Here is a 21,313-nt window from a genome sequence, read left to right as displayed (position 1 = left end):
CGTGGTACCACGAAGGCCGGGGAAACCCGGCCTTCGCGTTTCCGGGTGTTCTTCGTCCTTCTGGAAGGCCCCCATCGGCGCTAAACTCTGCGCCCCGACCTGCACGCCTCGAGAGGCTCACGCATGCAGTATCGCGACCTGCGCGAATTCATCAGCGGCCTGGAACAGCGTGGCGAGCTCAAGCGCGTCACCGCCCCGGTCTCGCCGATCCTGGAAATGACCGAAATCTGCGACCGCACCCTGCGCAAGCAAGGCCCGGCGCTGCTCTTCGAAAACCCCACCGGCTACGACATCCCCGTGCTCGGCAACCTGTTCGGCACGCCCGGGCGCGTGGCCCTCGGCATGGGTGCGGACGACGTTTCCGAACTGCGCGAGATCGGCAAGCTGCTGGCCTTCCTCAAGGAGCCCGAACCGCCCAAGGGGCTCAAGGATGCCTGGTCCAAGCTGCCGATCTTCAAGAAGGTCATCAGCATGGCGCCCAAGGTCCTCAAGGACGCCCCCTGCCATGAAGTGATCGAGGAAGGCGACGACGTCGACCTCGGCAAGCTGCCGATCCAGCACTGTTGGCCCGGCGATGTGGCACCGCTGATCACCTGGGGCCTGACCATCACCCGCGGCCCCAACAAGGAGCGGCAGAACCTCGGCATCTACCGTCAGCAGGTGATCGGCCGCAACAAGGTCATCATGCGCTGGCTCAGCCACCGTGGCGGCGCCCTGGATTTCCGCGAGTGGTGCCAGAAGCACCCGAACACGCCCTACCCCGTCTGCGTCGCCCTCGGCGCCGACCCCGCGACCATCCTCGGCGCGGTGACCCCGGTGCCGGACACCCTTTCCGAGTACGCCTTCGCCGGCCTGCTGCGCGGCCACCGAACCGAGCTGGTCAAGGCCATCGGCTCCGACCTGCAGGTCCCGGCCAGTGCCGAGATCGTGCTGGAAGGCGTGATCCATCCCGGCGAGACGGCCCCGGAAGGCCCCTACGGCGATCACACCGGCTACTACAACGAGGTCGACACCTTCCCGGTGTTCACCGTCGAGCGCATCACCCGCCGCCGCAAGCCCATCTACCACAGCACCTACACCGGCCGCCCGCCGGACGAGCCGGCCATCCTCGGCGTGGCGCTGAACGAAGTCTTCGTGCCGATCCTGCAGAAGCAGTTCCCCGAGATCACCGACTTCTACCTGCCGCCCGAAGGCTGCTCCTACCGCATGGCGGTGGTGACCATGAAGAAGCAGTACCCCGGCCACGCCAAGCGCGTGATGCTCGGCGTCTGGTCGTTCCTGCGACAGTTCATGTACACCAAGTTCGTTATCGTCACCGACGACGACATCAACGCCCGCGACTGGAACGACGTGATCTGGGCCATCACCACCCGCATGGACCCCAAGCGCGACACGGTGATGATCGACAACACCCCCATCGACTACCTGGACTTCGCCTCGCCCATCTCCGGCCTCGGTTCCAAGATGGGCCTGGATGCCACCCACAAGTGGCCGGGTGAAACGACCCGCGAGTGGGGTCGCGCCATCGTCAAGGACGATGCGGTAACCCGTCGCGTGGACGAAATGTGGTCCAGCCTGGGTATAGATTGAGCACAGGGGCCAGGGCGCCCCTGAACGCCCGCCATAACAAAGAGAACACCTCTTGAGAGTGACCTTGCAGCCCTCCGGAGCGGTCCTGCAGACCGCCCCCGGGGAAAACATCCTCGCCGCCGCCCGGCGCCTGGGCTACGACTGCCCGCAGAGCTGCCGCAACGGCAATTGCCACGTTTGCGCCGCCCTGCTGGTGGAAGGCCGGGTGCGCCAGGGCGGCCGCGAGCTGGACCATGGCGAGCTGTTCACCTGCCTCGCCGAACCGCTGGAAGACTGCGTCCTGCACTGGGACGGCGTGCTCGCCCCCGGCGAACTGCCGGTGCGCAGCCTGAGCTGCCAGCTCACCGCCTGCACCCCGGTCGGCGGGGATGTCTGGCGGGTCGGCCTGCGTGCACCCGCCGGCAAGCCGCCGCGCTACCACGCCGGGCAGTACCTGCTGATCGAGCGGGACGATGGCGAAGCGTCCGCCTTCTCCATCGCCTCCGCCCCCAGCGCCGGGCGTGAACTCGAACTGCACGTCCTCGGCCGTGAGCCCAGCGCTGCCGCCCTCCTGCAGCAACTGCAGCGCGACGGCCTGGCGCGGGTACGCCTGCCCTTCGGCGATACCCACCTGGCCGAGCTGCCCGACGGCCCCCTGGTGCTGATCGCCGCCGGCACCGGCATGGGCCAGATGCAGAGCCTGATCGAACATTGCCGCGCCGCCGGGTTCGCCCACCCCGTGCACCTGTACTGGGGCATGCGCCGGCCGGAGGACTTCTACGAGCTGGCGCACTGGGACGACTGGCAGGGCCTGCCGAACCTCACCCTGCACCGGGTGGTCAGCGACCCCTGCGACTGGCCCGGCCGCCACGGCCTGCTGCACGAGGCCGTGCGCGAGGACTTCCCCGACCTCAAGCCGTTGCACGTCTACGCCAGCGGTTCGCCCGCGATGGTCTACGCCACCCTCGACGCGCTGGTGGAAGCCGGCATGGATGCCCACCAGATGCGCGCCGACGTCTTCGCCTACGCGCCCCGCTGAACCCCGCGACGCCGGGCGTGCCCGGCGTCAGGCCAGCTCCGGGAACTCCCGACGCAGCTCCGCCGACAGCCAGTCGATGAACCACTCCACGTCCGTGCTGTGCGGCCCGGGCGGCAGCAGTGCCTGGTAGCGCTCCAGCGGCGCCTGCAGCGGTAGCGCGCGCACCAGGCTGCCGGCGGCCAGCTCCTGGTGCACCAGCACCTCGTTGGCCAGGGCGATGCCGTGGCCCTTCTCCGCCATGCTCAGGGCGTGGTCGTTGCTGATGTAGAGCACCTCGGAGCTGACCCGCAGCGGGCAGCCCAGCGCCGCCAGCCAGGCGTTCCACCACTCGCCGTCGTCGACGTGGATCAGCTTGTGCGTCGCCAGCTCCACCGGGCCCGCCAACGGGCCATGGGCGGCCAGGTACGCGGGCGAGCAGACCGGGAACACGTTTGGGTGCAACAGGGTGACCGTGCGGCGGCCGTACTGCCCGGGCAGGCCGTAGGCGATGCCCAGGTCCGCCCGCTGGCCGTCCACCGCCTCGAAGGTGGGGTTGGGCTCGATGGCGATCTTCAGCCCCGGTCGCTGTTCCCGCAGGGCCTCCAGGCGCGGCATCAGCCAGCGCTTGGCGAAGGCCGGCACCACCATGATCTTCAGCCAGCGCGCCGTCCCGCCCGGGGTCAGCTCGTGGCCGGCATCGGCGATCTGTTGCAGGGCACTGGCGATCTTCTCGTAGTAGCGCTGCCCGGCCGGGGTCAGCGACACGCCGCGCGGCGTGCGGTCGAACAGGCGCACTCCCAGCCACTCCTCCAGCAGCTTCACGTGGCGGCCGACGGCCGGCTGGGTGACATGCAGGTCCCGCGAGGCGGCAACGTAGCTGCCCAGGCGGGCGGCGGCCTCGAAGGCACGCACGGCATTGAGCGGCGGTAGGCGCTGGATCGACATGGCTGAAGGGCTCGCGGTGAGGTATTAAATTTTTTAACAGCGACTGTAAGAAAATTGAGCTTTCTGCTCAACCGCGTTTCTCCGACCATCCGTCCCCAGCAGCCCCACAACAACCGGGCCCCGAGCCCGACGCTGCACCTGTCTCTAGTCCTGCCAGAACAACGACAAGACCCCTCGCCCACGCGGTGCAGGGGAAGGAACCGGAGGTATTCATGAGTGCCCTGCACAGCCCGTCGACCACCGCGGCGGTGTCCATCCGCGCCGTGCGCAAGGTCTACGGCGACCCCCAGAGCGGCCCGGTGGCGCTGAAGCGCGTCGACCTGGATATCCGCGACAACGAGTTCTTCACCCTGCTCGGCCCGTCCGGCTGCGGCAAGACCACCCTGCTGCGCATGATCGCCGGCTTCGAATTCCCCACCGAAGGCGAGATCCGCCTGTTCGGCGAAAACATCGCCGACCGGCCGCCCTACGCCCGCCCGGTGAACACCGTGTTCCAGCACTACGCGCTGTTCCCGCACATGACGATCGCCGAGAACCTCGCCTTCGGCCTGGAATCCCACCCCATGGGCCGGCGCCTGAGCAAGGCCGCCGTGGCCGAGCGGGTGCGCGAGATGCTGGCGCTGGTGCAGATGGAGGCCTTCGCCGAGCGCCGCCCGGCCCAGCTCTCCGGCGGGCAGCAGCAGCGCATCGCCCTCGCCCGTGCCCTGGCGCCGCAGCCCAAGGTGCTGCTGCTGGACGAGCCGCTCTCCGCCCTCGACCTGAAGCTGCGCCAGGCCATGCGCGAGGAGCTGAAGAGCATTCAGACCCGTACCGGCATCACCTTCATCTTCGTCACCCATGACCAGGAAGAGGCCCTGGCCATGTCCGACCGCATCGCCGTGCTCGCCCAGGGCGAGGTGCAGCAGGTGGGCGGCCCGGACGACATCTACGAGCGCCCGCGCAACCGCTTCGTCGCCGACTTCATCGGCGAGACCAACTTCCTCCCGGCCTGCCTCGAAGCCCTCGACGACCAGGGCGCGCGCTTCCGCCTGCCCGGTGGCGCGGTGCTCCAGGCGCCGGCCTGCGACGGCCTGGCCGTCGGGTCCGAGGCCAGCCTGTCGGTGCGCCCCGAGCGCCTGCACCTGCTGGCGGATGCCACGCCCGACAGCCTGCCGTGCCAGGTGCTGGCACGGGTCTACCTGGGTACCGACCTGCAGTACCGCGTCGCCCTGGACGACGGCACGCCGCTCACCGTGCGCCTGCCCAACAACGCCATCCAGGGACGTCAGCCCGAGGTGGGCGCCCGTGCCGGCCTGCGGGTCGAGCCGGGCAGCGCCTGCGTGCTGCTGGACTGAGGAGGACAGGACCATGCGCACCCCCACCCACAGCCTGGAACGCCGCCGCGCCCTGGCCAGCCTGCTCGGCGTTTCGCCGGCGCTGGTCGCCATCGGCCTGTTCCTGGTGGTGCCGATCCTAATCGTGGTCGGCTACTCCTTCATGCAGGCCAACCCCTACGGCGGAGTGAACCCGCAGTTCAGCGTCGAAGCCTACGTATCGCTGCTGTTCGAACGCCAACTGGACGACAGCCTGGCCTTCGCCGATGCCTACCTGGTGATCGCCCTGCGCTCCATCGGCATCGCCGCCGCCACAACCCTCATCACCCTGCTGGTGGGCATTCCGGTGGCCGTCTGGCTGGCGATGCAGCCGGCGCACCGGCGGGGCCTGCTGATCTTCCTCATCACCGTGCCGTTCTGGGCCAACCTGCTGATCCGCACCTACGCCTGGATCCTGCTGCTGCGCGGCACCGGTGTGGTCAACGGCACGCTGATGGGCCTCGGCCTGATCCACCAGCCGCTGAACCTGCTGTACACCGACGGCGCCGTGCTGCTGGGGCTGGTGTACACCTACGCGCCCTTCGTGGTGCTGCCGATCTACGCCACCCTGGAGCGCATGGACCTGCGCCTGCTGGAGGCTGCCCAGGACCTCTACGCCGGACGCTGGCGCACCCTGCGCAAGGTGGTGCTGCCCATCGCCCGGCCCGGTATCCTCGCCGGCGCCATCCTCACCTTCGTGCCCTGCCTGGGGGCGATGGTGGCTCCTGAGCTGCTTGGCGGCGGAACCCGGATGATGCTGGGCAACCTGATCTTCCGGCAGTTCAGCGACGCCCGTAACTGGCCGCTGGGCTCCGCCCTGTCGCTGGTGCTGATGGCGGCGGTGATGCTGGTGCTGATGGTCTACGCCTGGCGCGCCGGCCGTGCGGCGGGAGGTGCCCGATGATGCGTGCCCTGTTTCGCAACCGTCGCCTCGGCGTGCGGGACTTCCCCGGCTTCGGCGCCCTCAGCCTGCTGTTCTACCTGTACCTCTACGCGCCGATCCTGGTGCTGGTGGTGCTGTCGTTCAACGTCAACCAGTCGGCCACCGTGTGGACCGGCTTCAGCCTGGACTGGTACCGCGCCGCCTTCGCCAACCAGGCCCTGCGCCAGGCGGCCGGCAACAGCCTGCTGATCGCCGTGTGCGCCAGCCTGGCAGCCACCGCCATCGCCACCCTGGCGGCCCTGGGCACCTCACGCGGGGCGCGCTTCAAGGGGCTGCGGCTGTCCATGGGGACGATCATGCTGCCGCTGGTGCTGCCGGAGATCGTGGTCGGCGTCGCCACCCTGGCGCTGTTCTCCACCCTCGGCCTGTCGCTGGGCTACGGCAACCTGATCATCGCCCACACGGTGTTCTGCATCCCGTTCGCCTACCTGCCGATCCGCGCCCGGCTGAACGACATGGACCTGTCCCTGGAGCAGGCCGCCGCCGACCTCTACGCCGGCCCCTGGCGGACCTTCCGCAAGGTCACCCTGCCGCTGCTGGCGCCGGGCATGGTCTCGGGGCTGATGCTGGCCTTCATCGTCTCGCTGGATAACTTCGTGATCTCGATGATGGTGGCCCAGGCCGGCACCACCACCCTGCCGATCTTCATCTTCGGGCTGTTGCGCATGGGCGTGACGCCCGACGTCAACGCTGTTTCCACCTTGATCCTTGGGGTCTCCGTGCTGTTCGTGACCCTCTCTTATCTGCTCGGCAAGAAGAAGGCCTGAGCCCAAACCGGAGCAAGACGATGAACACACTGAGCGCTGTTGCAGGTATTTCGCTGGCCCTGGGCCTGGCGTCGGCCACCCAGGCGGCCGAGCAGTTGAACGTGGTGAGCTGGAGCGGCTATTTCTCGCCGCCGATCCTGGCCAGGTTCGAGCAGGAGACCGGCATCAAGGTCACCGTGGACTCCTACGACTCCAACGAGACGCTGCTGGCCAAGCTCAAGCAGGGCGGCGCCGGCTACGACGTGGCCATCCCCTCCCACCAGTTCGTGCCGATCCTGGTGCAGGAGAAGCTGCTGGAGCGTTTCGACCCGGCCGGCCAGCCCTACTACGCCAACATCCAGGACCAGTTGAAGAAGCCCGCCTGGGACCCGGAAGGCGCCTATGCCGTGCCCTTCATCTGGGGCACTACCAGCGTGGTGCTCGACCGCGCCCGCTACGACGGCCCGGCCGACAGCTACGCCGTGCTGTTCACCCCGCCCGCTGCGTTGCAGGGGCGTATCAACATGTTCGACTCGGCCAGCGAGGTGATCGACACCGCCAGCCTCTACCTGGGCATCCCGCTGTGCAGCGAGGACCCGAAGCAGATGCAGCAGGTGCTGACGCTGCTGAAGAACCAGAAGCCCTTCGTGAAGACCTACAGCTCCAAGGCTGGCTCGATCCGCGAGAACCTGGCCTCGGGCGAGGTGGACATGTCGATGTTCTGGGGCGGTTCGTCCATGCGGGCGCGGGAGATGAAGCCGAGCCTCGCCTACCTCTATCCGAAGGAGGGGGTGATGGCCTGGGTGGATAACCTGGTGATCCCCGCCGGGGCGAAGCACCCGGAGAACGCCAAGCGCTTCATCGCCTTCCTCAGCCAGCCGGAGAACGCGGCGCTGACCCAGAACTTCCTCAAGCACCAGAGCCCGATCAAGGGCGTGGAACCCTACCTGGACGCCAGCCTCAAGGATGCGCCGGAACTGCACATTCCCGAGGGCACCCGCGTGGTGTTCAGCCAGACCTGCGGCGAAGGGGCGATCCGCCTGGCCGACCGCATCTGGACCAGCCTGATGCGCTGACCCGACTCACCCGACGCCTGACGATGCGCGCCTGCCCCGGCAGGCGCAGCGGCATCGCTCGCCTCGGCAACGCGCCCGCACCGCGAGCGACAAGACCCGAACCCCGATGGAACTGGAAGAAGGCTGCACGCCATGAGCCCGAACACGCTTCACCCCGAACTCGTCCAACTGCAGGCCCATGAGCTGGCCGAGCGCATCCGCCTGCGTCAGGTGTCCTGCCGCGAGGTGATGCAGGCCTACCTGGCGCAGATCGAGCGCTTCAACCCCGAGGTCAATGCCCTGGTCAGCCTGCAGCCGGAGGCGCAACTGCTGGCCGAGGCCGACCGGCGCGACGCCGAGCTGGCCCGCGGCGAGTACCGCGGCTGGATGCACGGGCTGCCCCACGCCATCAAGGACCTGTCGCTGACCCGGGGCATCCGCACCACCTTCGGTTCGCCGCTGTTCCGCGACCACGTGCCCGAGCGCGACGGCATCATGGTGGAGCGCATCCGCGCGGCCGGCGCGATCCTCATCGGCAAGACCAACACCCCCGAATTCGGCCTCGGCTCCCACAGCTACAACCCGGTCTTCGGCGTCACCGGCTGTGCCTATGACCCTGTTCGCAGCGCTGGTGGCAGCAGCGGCGGCGCGGCGGCGGCACTGGCGTTGCAGATGGTGCCGGTGGCCGACGGCAGCGACATGATGGGGTCGCTGCGCAACCCGGCGGCGTTCAACAACATCGTCGGCTTCCGCCCGTCCCAGGGGCGGGTGCCCTTCGATGACAGCGCCGACCTGTTCGTCGACCAGCTTGGCTACGAGGGTCCCATGGGCCGCAGCGTGCGGGACGTGGCCTTGCTGCTCTCGGTGCAGGCCGGCTTCGATGCCCGCGCGCCGCTGTCCATCGTCGAATCCGGTGCGGCCTTCGCCGGGGCGCTGGAGCGGGACTTCACGGGCGCGCGCCTGGGCTGGCTCGGCGACCTGGGCGGCTACCTGCCCATGGAGCCCGGCGTGCTGGCGCTATGCGGCAGCGCCTTGGCGGACTTCGAGGCACTGGGCTGCCAGGTGGAGGAAGCCGCCCTGGGCTTCGCCCCGGAGCGTCTCTGGGCTTGCTGGCGAACCCTGCGCCATTGGCTGGTGGCCGGCTCGCTGGCAGCGGCCCATGCCGATCCGGCGCGGCGCGAGCGGCTCAAGCCCGAGGCGGTGTGGGAGGTGGAGAACGGCTTGCAGTTGTCGGCCATGGAGGTGTACCGCGCGTCCGTCACCCGCAGCGACTGGTACCGCGCCATCAGCCGGCTGTTCGAGCGTTATGACTTCCTGCTGCTGCCCAGCGCCCAGGTGTTCCCCTTCGACAAGCACTGGGATTGGCCGAAGGCCATCGTCGGCAGGTCCATGGACACCTACCACCGCTGGATGGAGGTGGTGATCCCCGGAACCCTGTCCGGCTGCCCGGTGGCCAGCGTGCCGGTGGGGTTCAACGCGATGGGGCTGCCGATGGGGATGCAGGTCATCGGCCGGCACCACGCGGACCTGGCGGTGCTGCAACTGGCCCATGCCTACGAGCAGGCGACGCAGTGGTACGCGCGTCGCCCGCCACCCCTGCTGGCGCAGGGGTGATGGGGCAGGCCCCGGGCTGCTGGGGCCTGGGGTTCAGCGGACGGTGACCACCACCTTGCCCACGGCCTTGCGCTGGCCAAGGGCGTTGATGGCCTCGGCGGCCCGCTCCAGGGGGAAGGTCTGGGACACCAGCGGCTTGAGCTTGCCTTCGGCATGCCAGGCGAAGAGTTGCTGGAAGTTGGCCAGGTTGTCTTGCGGCTGGCGCTGGGCGAAGGAGCCCCAGAACACGCCGACCACCGCCGCGCCCTTGAGCAGGGCCAGGTTCACCGGCAGCTCGGGGATGCGGCCGCTGGCGAAGCCGACCACCAGCAGGCGGCCGTTCCAGGCGATGGAGCGGATGGCCTCGTCGAACAGGTCGCCCCCCACCGGGTCGTAGATCACGTCGGCGCCCTGGCCGCCGGTCAGTTCCTTGACCTTCTCCTTCAGGCTGTTGGTGCTGTAGTTGATCAGCAGGTCGGCGCCGGCGGCCTTGGCCACGTCCAGCTTCTCGTCACTGCTTGCAGCGGCGATGACCCGCGCGCCCATGGCCTTGCCGATCTCCACCGCCGCCAGGCCGACGCCGCCGGAGGCACCGAGTACCAGCAGGGTTTCCCCCGGTTGCAGGTTGGCGCGCTGCTTGAGCGCGTGCATGGAGGTGCCGTAGGTCATGCCGAAGGCAGCGGCGGAATTGAAGTCGATGCCCTTGGGGATCGGCATGACGTTGTAGCCGGGCACGGCCACCTGCTCGGCGAAGCTGCCCCAGCCGGTCAGCGCCATGACCCGGTCGCCGGGCTTGAGGTGGGTGATCTTCTCGCCGACGGCGGCGACGGTGCCGGCGGCTTCGCCACCCGGGGAGAAGGGGAACGGCGGCTTGAACTGGTACTTGCCTTCGATGATCAGGGTGTCGGGGAAGTTGACTCCGGCGGCGTGAACGTCGATCAGCACTTCGTTCTTCTTCGGCTCGGGGCTGGAAACCTCTTCGAGCACCAGGGTCTCGGCGGGGCCGAAGGCCTTGCACAGGACGGCTTTCATGGGGGGATTCGATCCTCGTTGGCGACCGGCCCGGCGCCGGCCCTGTGGTCAGGCAGTGTAGGCGGGGGGCAGGGTCGGTCAACGAGCATGGCCGGTCCTGATAGGGCTGCATAAGCATCGGGCTTGGGCTCGCCCCGGGCTGTGGCTATGCTAGCGGGCACGCCCCATCAGGAATCCCTCCCGTGAAGACCACTCTCGCTCTGCTGCTGGCCCTGCTGATCCCCTTCTCTGCCCTCGCTTCGGAATCCAAGGAGGAGCCCAAGGAAGGCGAGGCGCCCAAGGTACTTTATCTCGACCTGGTGCCCGCGCTGGTAGGCAACTACGGCGCCGGCCCGAAGCTGAAGTACTTCAAGGCCGACATCTCCCTGCGGGTCACCGGGGACGATGCGAAGAAGTCGGTGGAGTACCACGAACCGCTGATCCGCAACCAACTGGTGATGCTGTTCGCTCAGCAGACCGATGAGTCGCTCAGCTCGGTGGAGGGCAAGGAAACACTGCGCCAGGAAGCGCTCAAGCAGGTGCAGCAGGCGCTCAATCAGGAAGAAGGCAAGCCGCTGGTCGAGGACCTGCTGTTCAACAATCTGATCATTCAATAAGCTATTTCTTTATAGATAGCTGATTTTATTGGGTTTATTTTTGTTTTTTGCTTAGCTCCTACTTATTTTCCCCGTTTTATCCCCGTAGGTGATGTGTTCTTGCTGTTGATGGGCTACGGCAGGCGGATATGTGTCCTTCCTGCCGTACTCCAGGGGTTAGACTGCCTTATGAAGACGCCGCAGCTTCTGCAGGCCGGCTGGGCTTGTTACTTCAACCTCTTGAGCTACAAGAGGTGGCATGGTCGCCAGCAAAGGTGATTTTGCGTGCTGCTCTGCTCCGGCAAGCAATGTCTCTAGCGCCTCGAAGAAGGCCTTTTGAATCCCCTGGCCAGTCATCCGTTGCCGTTCATGCTGGCCATCGCAGCGTGCGGCAAACACTGGCTCTAGTTCTTCAACACCGCTCAGGTAGATGTCTCGAGACAGCGCGTAGGCCTTGAGCAGAGTATCGCGTAGGCCCTCTTGCTCTAGCACTTTGGCCAAAAGGGCTTGGCGGTATTGGCGGTTGATTGCGGCCGGTCGGCCGTTGAGTGACATGCGCTGTTCAGCGAGTGGAAGGAGAAGTGAGTCTTTCAAATGGCTACGGGCATCTGCTGTTTGGCGTAATTCCGCCGCCTCTTTTCGGAGCTGCTCGCTTCGGTTGATCTCTTCATTGATAGAGGCTTGGTAGGCGTCTGGCTGGGTGGCCATTCGTTTCCAGGCCTTGTCGGTAGCGTCTGCCTGCTTCTCCAGGCTGACGGCTTTTTCTTTGAGCTTCTGATCTTCCTCAATGATGGCGGAAAACCGCTTCTGAAGATCGCTGTAGGCATGGCGATCCAACTCGAAGTGCGCCAACTCTGTCTGAAGGCTTTCGCTAAGCTCGCCTAGTTCTATGGCTGTGGGATGCATTTTAGTTCCTGTTCGATGGTCTAGAGACGGCTGTGCGTTAAAGCACCTTTCTCGAAAGCTTTTTGGGTGCGCGTGAGGTGTGCTGCTCCTGGAGTGCCTTAACCTGCTCGCGAACCTCCTTGAGGGCCTTCTTGAAGCGACTGCTCAGTATCTTCTGATGGGTTTGTGTGTGTGACATGGGGTGATCCTTGAGTGAGGTTGATGGTGGTTTTGCCAAGCTTAAATACTATATATTGTGTTTTTTAATAAATAATATACTACATATAGGTATGGTGGGTGATGAGGATCTATTGCACTCAATGCAGGGGGAAGGCGCGAATTGCATCGCGAGATGAGGTGTCTCCAGCATTCACGCGGCTGTACTGTCAGTGTCTCGACGCCAGTGATTGTGGCCATCGGTTTGTCATGCAACTGACGTTCTCGCACTCTTTGGTGCCGATCTCAGGGGTTGTAGACCGAATGCTATTTGACCGACTGCGTGAGATGCCTTCACAGCAGCGGCGGGAGCTGCTTGAGCAACTAGAGAGTTCGTCGGTGTGACGGGGTAGAACCCCATCGATTCCGTGACAAGTACTGCATCGAGCTGCGGGAAAAAGACCACCTGCCTCCGCATGTACACCTAACCGGTGCTGGTGTGGACGTGCAGATCAGCCTCGAGGGCGGTGCTTTGATGCTCGGCAAGGCGCCCAGGGTGGTATTGGAAGAAGCGCTGGCCTGGGTGAGCGATCACCGGGCCGAACTGTTGGAGGAGTGGAACAAATGGCATCCATGAAACGCCCCCGTCTGAAGGCTGTGCAGGCATGTTCCGGCCATCGGCTGGTGCTGACATTCGTTGACGATCGCCACTTTGTCCTGGATATGCGTGAGGACGTGGTCACCCACCCAGGGCTGGCTCCGCTGAAGGCCGCCAAGACATTCGCCGGCGCCGCACTGGGAGATGGCGGTTGGACGGTGGAGTGGCCCGATCTGGATATCCAGATCGGTGCCGACACCCTGCTGCTCGATGCCCTAGCCCAGGCTGCCCCGGACGAAGACACCCGCACGTTTATCGGTTGGCGTGCCAGTACCGGATTTGGCCTGGAGCAGGCTGCCGCCGCCTTGGGCGTGGCACCGCGTACCATTAGCTGCTACAGCAGCGGCCGTGAGGCCGTGCCACGCACCCTCGCCTTGGCCTGTCGTGGCTGGGAGACGGTGCAGCGTGAGCAGCAGAAGAAGCGAGCCTAAACATCGTCTTGCGGGTAGGCCCCGCTGTGCGCGGGGCTTTTACATATGCTCAGAGCAGCCCACCCGAAGAGCCAGCGTCTGCACTGCGTAGCCGTTAGGTGGGCAACTGAGGCCAGCCACCGTATAACGACGAAGGGCGCCGATTCGCTCCCTTGTTCATGCTGTCGAATCAGACCGCTGACAGCTCTCGGAGAGCCGCAGTAGCCAAGAAATTGGAGCGGGATGTGTAGCGATGGTCGACCTTCACGCGCTCGTCAATTTTCAGCAGCAAGTTCTCCGGCAGGATCGCATTGATCCGTACAGCTTTTCCCTGGTAGGGCGTTAAATCGAAGTCAATGACCGCCCATACGTCGCCGGAATATTCTGGGTTGGCTATATGTGCTTCGACGTCTTTGGCTAGGGGAATTGGCTCACCATCCGCCAGTAGCCCTTCGAAGTGCAGGGCTAGTGCCTCCTTGGCGTTTTCCAGTGCTTTTGTGGCTGTTTCACCTGCCGAAAAGCATCCTGGGACATCTGGCACTGTTACTCCCCAGGCATGCCGTTTGTCACCGGGGCAGAGTGCAATGGGATACAGCATGGTTATGGCCTCAATTCGAATGGCTAGGTAAGCCTATACCCGGGTTCATAAATGCCGACTACCCGTGCCTCTGTTTCAACTGTGTCCTCAGGCGTTGCCAGTCACCGCTAGGGTAGTCAATTTCTTCTCTACTGCTTGCGGTGCGCTCCCGCATGGTCGCGCCAGCAAAAATCCCCGCGCAAATAAAATCGAGGCCAGGAAAGCACTTATCCCCCTCCCGCCGGCGCGCTCTGCTTAAAAATTGATGAAGTTGGATAGGGTGATGAAAGCCATCTGCGGCCCAGTAATACCGGGCTTATGGCCCAAGAAATGGCCATTTCACACCGTGAAAAGAATGGAAAAAGTGCGCAAGGAAAGTGCGCGTATGAGCTGGTGAGATTCTGCCAGTTCAAAGCAGCTAAGCCCGCGCCTACCAAAGGATTCAGCAGATTTTCCTCAGTTGATTGGCCTTGTCGTGGCATGCCAGGCGTCTGGGCGTTCGCGCCAGTGCGAAGCGGCCCAGCCCAGGCCGGACAAGGCCTGCAGAAGCTGGCCAGGTGGCGGACGGTTTCACAGCATTGCACTGATTAAGGCCGCACTGCCTGATTGGTTAGGGCAATCCGCCAATCCATTCGCGTCGAGCCAGTGCGCCACCAGGAGCGGTGGATGCTGCCAGGCATTAGCCATGCAAAATCAAGCCTGCCAAGGTGTGTCAAGAAAAATGCACCATTCCCCCCTTGTTCACATGACTGATTTCAAAAAACGAGGGAACAAGGGAATAAGGGCACGAGCCTAGTGCCATGCGGCCTCCAGAGGTTTGTGGTGTTCCCTGCTGTTTTTTGCAGGGAACAGGCGCGGATGGTGAGCCCTTTATTAAGCAGATATGTGTTCCCTTGTTCCCTTATCTCTATTATCTAAGGGAACGCTACAACCCGCGTAGCTGCTGGGCTGTGCCCTTGTTCCCTTGTTCCCTTTGAAAAATCTCAGACTGAAACGTCATCTCTCCCCGTGATGGCGCCGGCTGCGCGCGCCCTGACTTCGCGGCGCGGAGGGAAACGGCCTCAGCGGAATGAAGAAGCCCCGGCATGAGGGCATGGCGGGGCTTCGTGTTGATGAAGGGCAGGGGTCAGGTCGTCCCGCCTGAGCCGTCCAGTTTTTCTGGATCAATGACGTAGAAGCGATCATTGCCGCCGCCAGGTATCCGATAGCGCTTGGTGTGCCGCCGTTGACCCGCCTCAATATCCATTTTGGCCAGAGCCTCTACAGACGCGAGCGCGCTAATGATCCGATTGAGGCCAAAGCCGCTGGCGGCCGCCTTCAGGCTGGTAGTGTTGAACAGGTACAGCCGCTTGTCGTCCGTGAGTTCGTAGTAACCGGCGCGGTGGTACACGGTGGTGCAGGGATGTTCTGCCTTTACGTCGGAGAATCGGCTGTCGCCGTGGAGAGCGATAAAGTCGGCCAAACCTCGCAGAATCTGCCGATCCTCAGAGTTGCCGTCTCCCATCGTTGCAATCCATTCGTCGAACAGCTGGCGACAAGCCTTTGCCGCTGTGCCCTCTGGCCAATCGAGCAGCTTACGGGCAATGGCTTGTTCCCCTGCCAGCGCCATGATGGCGAAACGATCCGCTACCCGGCCTGCCTGAGAGCTTTCGGCGGTGAATGCGTCGCGCACTTGGCGGAATGCCTCTAGCAGCTCCTCGGGCTTCTCGTCGCTAAGCAGGCTTGCGACGAATGCGGGGCCAAGGTGCCCGTAGTGGTGTGTCACCGTATCGCTCAGCAGGCGGTGGAACTGCTGGCCGGTCATGTCGTGCACGTTGTCGAATGCCCGGAACTGGCGAGTGCCTGCGTTGACGTCCACTAGGCGCAGCTCTGCACCGGCATGCGCGCCATTGCCACTGATTGCGGCATGATCCGACAGCGAGCGCTCGCCGCTGGATAGCGCCAGAACGCGCCAGGTGAGCTTGGCGCGGCCTTCGCGCTCACGGGTCATGGTCGATTTGCCCATGCCGTTGGCGATGGCATAGGCCATTTCCTGGACGCGCTTGGGGTCTGCGCGCTTGATTTCGTCCAGGATCAGCACGGTGTCATTGCGTGAGGCGGCCTCGATCTCCACCCCGCCCTTGGACACATCCCAGGACGCGGCGAAGGTGGCGGGGTTGCCCCACACCGAAGCGGCCAGCAACTGGGCGAGGGACTTGCCGCTGGACGAATCCCCTACCAGGTGCACACCGCCGCCATGCACGCCAACCTTGGCGAGCAGAGGCCCCGCCAAGGCCGTGCATACGGACAGGATCAATACCGGGTTCCCCAGGCAGTAGGCGCCCACCTCTTTGCGCCAACCGTCTAGCGTGCCTTTGGTGGTGAACAGATTCACGCCCCGCCCGGAGCACTGAAAGCGCACCTCTCCGGAGCCAATGACCTGGGAAGGCAGCACGAAAACGCCTGATTCGTGCCAGCCGGGCTTGGTGGTGGTGGCGATCACCCGTTCCGGGGTGTGATGGCTGGCCAGATAGGGTGCGATCTGGTTGCGGTGCCGGTACTCGATGGCAAGCCCTTGGCGCATCAGTGCCTTGAGCACATCGTCGGCCTTACCTGCCAGCGACTCCATGGGCATCACCCATTCAATGGTTCTTCCCCGGTACTCAAAGCGCAGCAGGCGCCCAATGCTCCCGTCCTCGCTGTTCACCGTTTCGGCTTCAATATGCAGGGGTGAGCAGATCCATTGATCGAATGGGATTGGCTTCTCATCTTGTCCGCTGTGTTTGATGCCGTGGAGCCAAGTGCCAGGCTTGTAATGCTTGCCTTCCAGGGTGACGAACTGGTCGTAGACGGCAAAGCACGGGCGCTCCAGCTTGTCGCTGACTGGTGCCTGTGGATCGCCAACCAGGCTCAAGGCGGGCGGGGTGGTGAATGCAGTCATTGAGCGCGGCTCCCTTTCTGCTGGCTGGATAGCCACTGGTAGAGGTCATTGAAGTCAGTCAGATGCTCGGGGGCGCCACATGGCCAGTCGGGGAAAACCACGCGGGCATTGGCGGCGCTTGCGGCCTGATTGGCCATGCGGTGTCCGGGGTTGCCCAGCGTCAGGCGGTCATCATCCCCGGCGATCACCAGATCCATTCGCTCGCCGTAATGCTCCCTCAGTGCGATGGCCACCGGCTTCAAATTGCCGGCGTTCATCGCACAGATGACTGGCCGTCTGGTGCTGGCGTGCAAGGTGGCGCCAGTCGCCCAGCCTTCGCACAGGTACAGCCTGCCGCCCTGGGCGACATCTCCGAGACTCCCGATAGGCGAATAGCAGCCCTTAACCTTCCCTCCTGACAGGAAACGCTTAGCGCCTGTGGGGTCGATGATCTGCAGATTGACCAGTTGCCCGCCCTGGAGCAGCGGAATCAACAGCCGGCCCTGGCGCAACTGTCGCAGGCGGTAAGGCGGTACGGCCTTGGCGAGCAGGTAGGGGTGGGCTGCATCGGCTGGCTTGGCCAGGCGCCACAATTGCGCCGCTTGGTGTGCGGCATCCCTCTGTTTCGCCTCCAGGGCCAGCTGTTCGCGTTGCAGTGCCTCGGTTCGCTCCCGCTCCGCAGCTAGGCGCCGCTGTTCGCTGGTCTCTGCCGATACTGTTGCGGAGCTGTTGAACAGGCCAAGGCTTAGCCGTTGGTCAATCTCTTGCGCGGCCTCTACCTGACGGCTACTGCGCAGGTAGGCAAGTAGCGACACCAAGTCACCGCCCCTGGCGCTGCTGTCGGCAAAGTCATGCCAGCGGCCAGTGTCGAGCGAAACGCCAAATGAGCCGGCATGCCGATCCCCTCTGGCGGGGTTCAGTGCCACCCATTCGCGCCCTTGCCTGCGTCCCTCGGGAAGCCACTCGGGGACAAGCACGTCAGCCGCCTTCAAGGCGTGAAGCGCGGCCTGCCGGATGAGTTCAAGCGCAGTGTTGGGGGCGTTCATTGCAGTTCCCCCGGTGAAGTGTCGGCGGGGGTGAACTGGTGGCTTTCATCGAGCTTGTAGAGGGTGTTCGGCAGCAGGCCGTCTTCACCGATGTAGCCGATAACCGTGCGGACGCGCTCTGCTTGCGTGTCCCAGTAGTTCAAGCGGATTTCTCCCTTCGCGCCGGCGGCTGCCGTGCCATTTCGCCCGGCCCAGGCCACCCCCTTTGCGCCTACCTGGGCGGTGCCATAGTCCCCAGCGGTCGCCCTGCCAACATCGCCGGCACGGGCGGTGCCGGAGTCTGCAGCGATGGCTGTGCCCCCGTGGCCTACCCGGGCGGTGCCGTACTCACCGACATGAGCGCTGCCGAAGTCACCCGCTTTTGCGGCTCCCCTATCCCCTGCTACGGCGAATCCACTCTCTCCAGCGGCGGCATTGCCCCTGATGCCAGCGATGGCGGTGCCGTAGTCCCCGGCGCGGGCCCGGCCAGAGTCGCCTGCGACAGCATGGCCATACGCGCCCACACGGACGCTCTGCTGCTTACCCGTATGGCGACAGGCGCCAATGACCGGGGCATTGCGGATGCCTGGCACATGCTCTTCCAGGTAGCGCGTTGCCGACAGCATGTCGCCGGTATGCAGGACATAGCCTCGCTTGAAAGCTACGCCACCTTCCAGGCAGGTGAGTTCGTCAGTATCAACCTCGAGCACCTGCCAGCGGCTGCCTGGGACGGCCGCTGCCGGGTAGAGGCGGTGGTCGCCGATGCCGAACAGCCAGCCGTGCATGTATTGCGGGCCATCTTCCCCAAGCATAAGCCCCGCTTTGCGGTGGGCCTGTTGGTCGGTGCCGTCTTTCACCAGGTGCAGCACCAGGGGCTGGCCGAAGTGAGTGATGGAGATGTTGCGGGCACCAAAAACATTTTTCGGGCAAGCCGATTCCGTCAGCGCTTCACCGCGCTCATTCTGAGTATTCATCGCGTGTATCCCTTGTTCTGTGGGATGGCCGCAGGCGTAACCTGGAGCCAATCAGATTCGCCTATGCGCGGTGTGCCAGTGCGCAGTCCTGGATGGCACCTGCGGACGTGAGCAGCACGGCCATCAGGGCGCGGGTATGCCGCAGGTGCTCGCGCAGGTTTTCCGCGTCGATACGGACAGGCTTGCCGGCTTGCATCCAGGCCAAGGCTGCACGCGGGTCGCTGGTGGACGTTCCACCTTGCGCGTGATGCTCCAGGGCGTGTGCTTTTGCCATGGCGGCGCTGTAGCGGGCGCGACGGACAGAAAGGGAGGAATTACTGTGCAGCGCGGCGAAGGCGCGGGCCTTCCAGGCTGCTGCGTGGGCGGACGGATTGCGGGTGTGTTTCATAGGTGCAGCTCCTTTTGCTGTGGAGCCGTCACCGCTCGCGGCCAAGCGAGAATTGGTGACGGCTGTACGCGGGTTGGCCGACCGGGGCAAAAGGGACCCGGCACACCCGAAGGTGTCCCACGCACAGCCGCCATAACACGGAACTGCGGGCACAAAAAAAGCGCCTGCAATCGGATGGTGGGCGCTTGTGCGCCTTTTGCTGATCGACCGGCCAAGGTCGGTCGCGGGATTGACCGCGACGGGCAAACGATAGCCCCGAGCAGGGTGCTTTGCAACCCTCTGCGGGTGGTGTGCATGCTCAGCCATGGTTCAGCCTTCCTTGCCAGTCAGGAAGGCGTCCACCGCCGCGATATCCCAGCGCACGGTGCGCCCGAAGCGTACAGGGGCGGGGAAGTTAGGCGCTTTGCTCCAGCGCCACCAGGTCGTGCGGCTGATCTGGTACAGGCTACAAATCTGCTCCGCAGTTGCGCGGACGCCAGCGGGCGGCAGATTGGTGGGGTGGGTGCTGCTTGCGGCTTGCGCCATGTCCGATTTCTCCAGCTGCATACGGAAAAACCGAGAAGGCGGACTGCACACTTCGACGATCAGGCGTTGCGTCGCCCAACCCTAGGCAATACAGTTCCGGGGCGGATTAAAACCCGCACAGAAGCCCCTCAAAAAGCTTCGCCTCTCGGAATGTGTACTGGCTTGCCCAGATATACAGAGGACGCGCCAACGTCCTTTTCTGAGTCAGCCCCGGTACGGCAAATACCGGGGCTTTTTCATATCTGCAAACTATGCGTGCATAGTTCTTCTAGCCCTTTTATTCCGGGTGTTTCATGGGTTTTCGCCAGTGACCGCATGGTAACTACGCGCTTCGATTTGTTGCAAATCGCACCAGGACGGAAAAGTTGGCCTTATATATTTGAATGACAAGCTTGGTGATAGATATTTAGGGATATATGCGGCCAATAAGTAATACCGCCTGGCAATGTTCCCCTCCGGCTCCACTGAGGTATCTCATTGGGAAAATGTTACAATTTGTTGCTACGGTGTTCGGAGCGAGAGAGCAGTACCACATCGCTTGAGGACGCCTCACCTTTTGCCAGGCCGTCTAGGTAGTGCCCCCAGCGCTCCAAGGCTGCGCGCTTCTCTGGCAGGTAGGCGTAGCGGTCGTAGTGTTTGGCCTGCACACCACTGCGCCCATGAGACAACAGCCAGGCCCGCACCTCGGTGCTGATGCCCAGGTGGGCCATCAGGGTTTCAGCACTTACCCGTACGTTGCGATAAGTGAATGGGCGAGTCCTACCCTCGGCGCTGAGATGGCGCCCCGCGTCCGTGAATATCTGAATAACGGTGGCGCTGGCGGCGGTTACTCTCTCAGTGAAAGCGAACGGCCCAGGCCCGATCCGTTGCGTGGTCAGGGGCTCTAGGATCTCCGCCAGGCGCTGGGTAATCGGCAGGATGTGTTCCCAGGCCTTGTCTTTCTTGCCCTTGCTGTCCAGCACGCTGATGGTGCTCTCGCCAACCGCTGACCAGGGGATGGCACAGAGTTGGGCGATACGTTGCCCGCCGAAGTAGATCAGGGCGTTGGCTATCGACCTGCGCGGCTCGCTGAGCGTGTCCAGGTATCGCAGCAGCTCGCCAAGCTCATCCGGTGTAAGCGACTCGGTGTTAGCTCGGCGTGCTCCCCGAATGGCTGGAATGTCGCGCACTGGATTGACGCTGACGGCGAAGGTTTTACCCGCTGCGGCCAGGCGCTCGGGAGATAGGTGCGCTTTGGCTGCATAGCTGAAGGCAGCTTGCAGCGATAGGCGGAGATTGTCGCAGACGGTGCGCATGCCGTTTGAGCACTCGGCCTTGGCAATGTTGCCTCGGCCTCGGCCCTTGGGTGCCCGGTTCAGCACCTCTGACAAGATGAATTGGATGTCCTCTGGGCGTATCACCGAGGCCGGTCGCGCCAGTAGATCTGGGTGGTGGTCTACTACGTGGCACTTGAACAGGCTGCGGGTTCGCGTCCCGCTGACCTTGCCGGATTGAATCAGGTTGTCGGTGTAGCTATCCAACAGCTCCCCGAACGTGCCGGCCCTGGACTCTGTGGTGGCTTTTCGCCGAGCCTCCGACTGGCTGACGTAAGCGGCAAGCCCGCCCGCTTCGATGGCTGCAGTTGCCACCTGGAGCGCTGCCAGGCGCATTTCGTCCAGGCTTTTTTCGTCTGTGCTCGGGCGGGGCTTCTTGCTCAGTGAGCCCAGGTAGACGCGCTTGTCGCTTCCCTCCACGCGCTCGCGATAGTACCCGGCGATGGTGCCGGCTGCTTTTGGCTCCAGCAGCAGCGTTCCTTTGCCCCTCGCCCCAACCGGCTCCGACTTTCGCCCCTTCTTAATTGAGTAGGCCTCCATTTCGGTGAGCCTGTTTCGCTTCGCCATTATCCCCGTTTATTCCCCGTTTTGCGTGAAAAGGTACGTTACATCGGGAAAGAGCAGAGAACAAATAGAATATCTAACTAACTGATATATATGGATTTTAATGAATAC

21 protein-coding genes are annotated in these 21,313 nt (G+C 64.2%); 11 read left to right on the top strand and 10 right to left on the bottom strand.

Annotation, left to right across the window (positions count from 1 at the left end):
• The first annotated feature begins 123 nt into the window (after positions 1 to 123).
• Complete coding sequence (gene ubiD / locus A7D27_RS00610; protein ID WP_069559505.1) at positions 124 to 1,590, top strand: 4-hydroxy-3-polyprenylbenzoate decarboxylase; 1,467 nt, start codon at positions 124 to 126, stop codon at positions 1,588 to 1,590.
• 52 nt (positions 1,591 to 1,642) lie between these two features.
• A complete protein-coding gene (locus tag A7D27_RS00605; protein ID WP_069563823.1) occupies positions 1,643 to 2,608 on the top strand; it encodes a CDP-6-deoxy-delta-3,4-glucoseen reductase in 966 nt (321 codons plus the stop codon).
• A gap of 27 nt (positions 2,609 to 2,635) precedes the next feature.
• On the opposite strand, the gene A7D27_RS00600 is transcribed toward A7D27_RS00605, so the two are convergent.
• Positions 2,636 to 3,532: a LysR substrate-binding domain-containing protein gene (locus A7D27_RS00600; RefSeq protein WP_069559503.1), complete on the bottom strand. Its 897-nt coding sequence runs from the start codon at positions 3,530 to 3,532 to the stop codon at positions 2,636 to 2,638.
• 212 nt (positions 3,533 to 3,744) lie between these two features.
• On the opposite strand from A7D27_RS00600, the gene A7D27_RS00595 reads away from it, so the two are divergent.
• The 5 genes from A7D27_RS00595 to A7D27_RS00575 all read left to right on the top strand — a co-directional run bounded on the left by A7D27_RS00595 (position 3,745) and on the right by A7D27_RS00575 (position 9,242).
• Positions 3,745 to 4,866: an ABC transporter ATP-binding protein gene (locus A7D27_RS00595; RefSeq protein WP_069559502.1), complete on the top strand. Its 1,122-nt coding sequence runs from the start codon at positions 3,745 to 3,747 to the stop codon at positions 4,864 to 4,866.
• 13 nt (positions 4,867 to 4,879) lie between these two features.
• On the top strand, positions 4,880 to 5,788 hold the full coding sequence (locus A7D27_RS00590; RefSeq protein WP_069563822.1) for an ABC transporter permease: 909 nt from the start codon (positions 4,880 to 4,882) through the stop codon (positions 5,786 to 5,788).
• Positions 5,788 to 6,594 (top strand): ABC transporter permease, encoded by an 807-nt coding sequence (locus A7D27_RS00585; protein ID WP_371850549.1) that lies wholly within the window; start codon positions 5,788 to 5,790, stop codon positions 6,592 to 6,594. Before A7D27_RS00590 ends, A7D27_RS00585 begins: the two co-directional genes overlap by 1 nt.
• 20 nt (positions 6,595 to 6,614) lie before the next feature.
• Entirely contained in the window at positions 6,615 to 7,649 is a 1,035-nt protein-coding gene (locus A7D27_RS00580; protein ID WP_069559499.1) for an extracellular solute-binding protein, read from the top strand.
• A gap of 132 nt (positions 7,650 to 7,781) precedes the next feature.
• A complete protein-coding gene (locus tag A7D27_RS00575) occupies positions 7,782 to 9,242 on the top strand; it encodes an amidase (protein WP_069559498.1) in 1,461 nt (486 codons plus the stop codon).
• Positions 9,243 to 9,275: 33 nt separating this feature from the next.
• Here the strand turns inward: A7D27_RS00575 and A7D27_RS00570 are convergent, their stop codons facing one another.
• On the bottom strand, positions 9,276 to 10,253 hold the full coding sequence (locus A7D27_RS00570) for an NADPH:quinone oxidoreductase family protein (protein WP_069563821.1): 978 nt from the start codon (positions 10,251 to 10,253) through the stop codon (positions 9,276 to 9,278).
• A gap of 182 nt (positions 10,254 to 10,435) precedes the next feature.
• On the opposite strand from A7D27_RS00570, the gene A7D27_RS00565 reads away from it, so the two are divergent.
• Positions 10,436 to 10,849 (top strand): flagellar basal body-associated protein FliL, encoded by a 414-nt coding sequence (locus tag A7D27_RS00565; RefSeq protein WP_069563820.1) that lies wholly within the window; start codon positions 10,436 to 10,438, stop codon positions 10,847 to 10,849.
• A gap of 156 nt (positions 10,850 to 11,005) precedes the next feature.
• Here the strand turns inward: A7D27_RS00565 and A7D27_RS00560 are convergent, their stop codons facing one another.
• Entirely contained in the window at positions 11,006 to 11,734 is a 729-nt protein-coding gene (locus A7D27_RS00560; RefSeq protein ID WP_069563819.1) for a hypothetical protein, read from the bottom strand.
• Positions 11,735 to 12,013: 279 nt separating this feature from the next.
• Between A7D27_RS00560 and A7D27_RS26925 the strand changes: the two genes are divergently transcribed.
• Genes A7D27_RS26925 through A7D27_RS00550 form a run of 3 tightly spaced genes read left to right on the top strand, consistent with a single transcriptional unit; the run spans position 12,014 to position 12,958 of the window.
• Entirely contained in the window at positions 12,014 to 12,274 is a 261-nt protein-coding gene (locus A7D27_RS26925) for an ogr/Delta-like zinc finger family protein (protein ID WP_083265496.1), read from the top strand.
• A gap of 37 nt (positions 12,275 to 12,311) precedes the next feature.
• Entirely contained in the window at positions 12,312 to 12,506 is a 195-nt protein-coding gene (locus A7D27_RS00555) for a DUF4160 domain-containing protein (RefSeq protein WP_069563818.1), read from the top strand.
• Entirely contained in the window at positions 12,494 to 12,958 is a 465-nt protein-coding gene (locus tag A7D27_RS00550; protein WP_083265495.1) for a DUF2442 domain-containing protein, read from the top strand. Before A7D27_RS00555 ends, A7D27_RS00550 begins: the two co-directional genes overlap by 13 nt.
• Before the next feature lie 169 nt (positions 12,959 to 13,127).
• Here A7D27_RS00550 and A7D27_RS26920 read toward each other — a convergent pair whose 3' ends face one another.
• From A7D27_RS26920 to A7D27_RS00520, 7 genes are all read right to left on the bottom strand, one after another.
• A complete protein-coding gene (locus tag A7D27_RS26920) occupies positions 13,128 to 13,535 on the bottom strand; it encodes a type II toxin-antitoxin system HicB family antitoxin (protein ID WP_083265494.1) in 408 nt (135 codons plus the stop codon).
• Positions 13,536 to 14,640: 1,105 nt separating this feature from the next.
• The gene (locus tag A7D27_RS00545; protein WP_069563816.1) at positions 14,641 to 16,434 is read right to left on the bottom strand and encodes a DUF927 domain-containing protein; all 1,794 of its coding nucleotides are present in this window, start codon (positions 16,432 to 16,434) and stop codon (positions 14,641 to 14,643) included.
• Positions 16,431 to 17,459 (bottom strand): toprim domain-containing protein, encoded by a 1,029-nt coding sequence (locus A7D27_RS00540; RefSeq protein ID WP_069563815.1) that lies wholly within the window; start codon positions 17,457 to 17,459, stop codon positions 16,431 to 16,433. The genes A7D27_RS00545 and A7D27_RS00540 overlap by 4 nt, the downstream gene beginning before the upstream one ends.
• Positions 17,456 to 18,412, bottom strand: coding sequence for a hypothetical protein (locus tag A7D27_RS00535; RefSeq protein ID WP_069563814.1), 957 nt, complete (start codon positions 18,410 to 18,412; stop codon positions 17,456 to 17,458). Before A7D27_RS00535 ends, A7D27_RS00540 begins: the two co-directional genes overlap by 4 nt.
• Before the next feature lie 61 nt (positions 18,413 to 18,473).
• Positions 18,474 to 18,800 carry a hypothetical protein gene (locus A7D27_RS00530; RefSeq protein ID WP_069563813.1) on the bottom strand — a complete coding sequence of 109 codons (327 nt, stop codon included), beginning with the start codon at positions 18,798 to 18,800 and terminating at the stop codon, positions 18,474 to 18,476.
• 309 nt (positions 18,801 to 19,109) lie between these two features.
• Positions 19,110 to 19,346 carry an AlpA family transcriptional regulator gene (locus tag A7D27_RS00525; protein WP_256557132.1) on the bottom strand — a complete coding sequence of 79 codons (237 nt, stop codon included), beginning with the start codon at positions 19,344 to 19,346 and terminating at the stop codon, positions 19,110 to 19,112.
• 467 nt (positions 19,347 to 19,813) lie between these two features.
• A complete protein-coding gene (locus A7D27_RS00520; RefSeq protein ID WP_069563811.1) occupies positions 19,814 to 21,205 on the bottom strand; it encodes a site-specific integrase in 1,392 nt (463 codons plus the stop codon).
• Positions 21,206 to 21,313 lie beyond the last annotated feature (108 nt).

Source organism: Pseudomonas sp. 1D4 (assembly GCF_001728925.1).
Lineage (GTDB): Bacteria > Pseudomonadota > Gammaproteobacteria > Pseudomonadales > Pseudomonadaceae > Metapseudomonas > Metapseudomonas otitidis.
The sequence above is the reverse complement of the archived record's forward strand: the minus strand, read 5'-3'. Positions and strand labels throughout refer to the sequence as shown.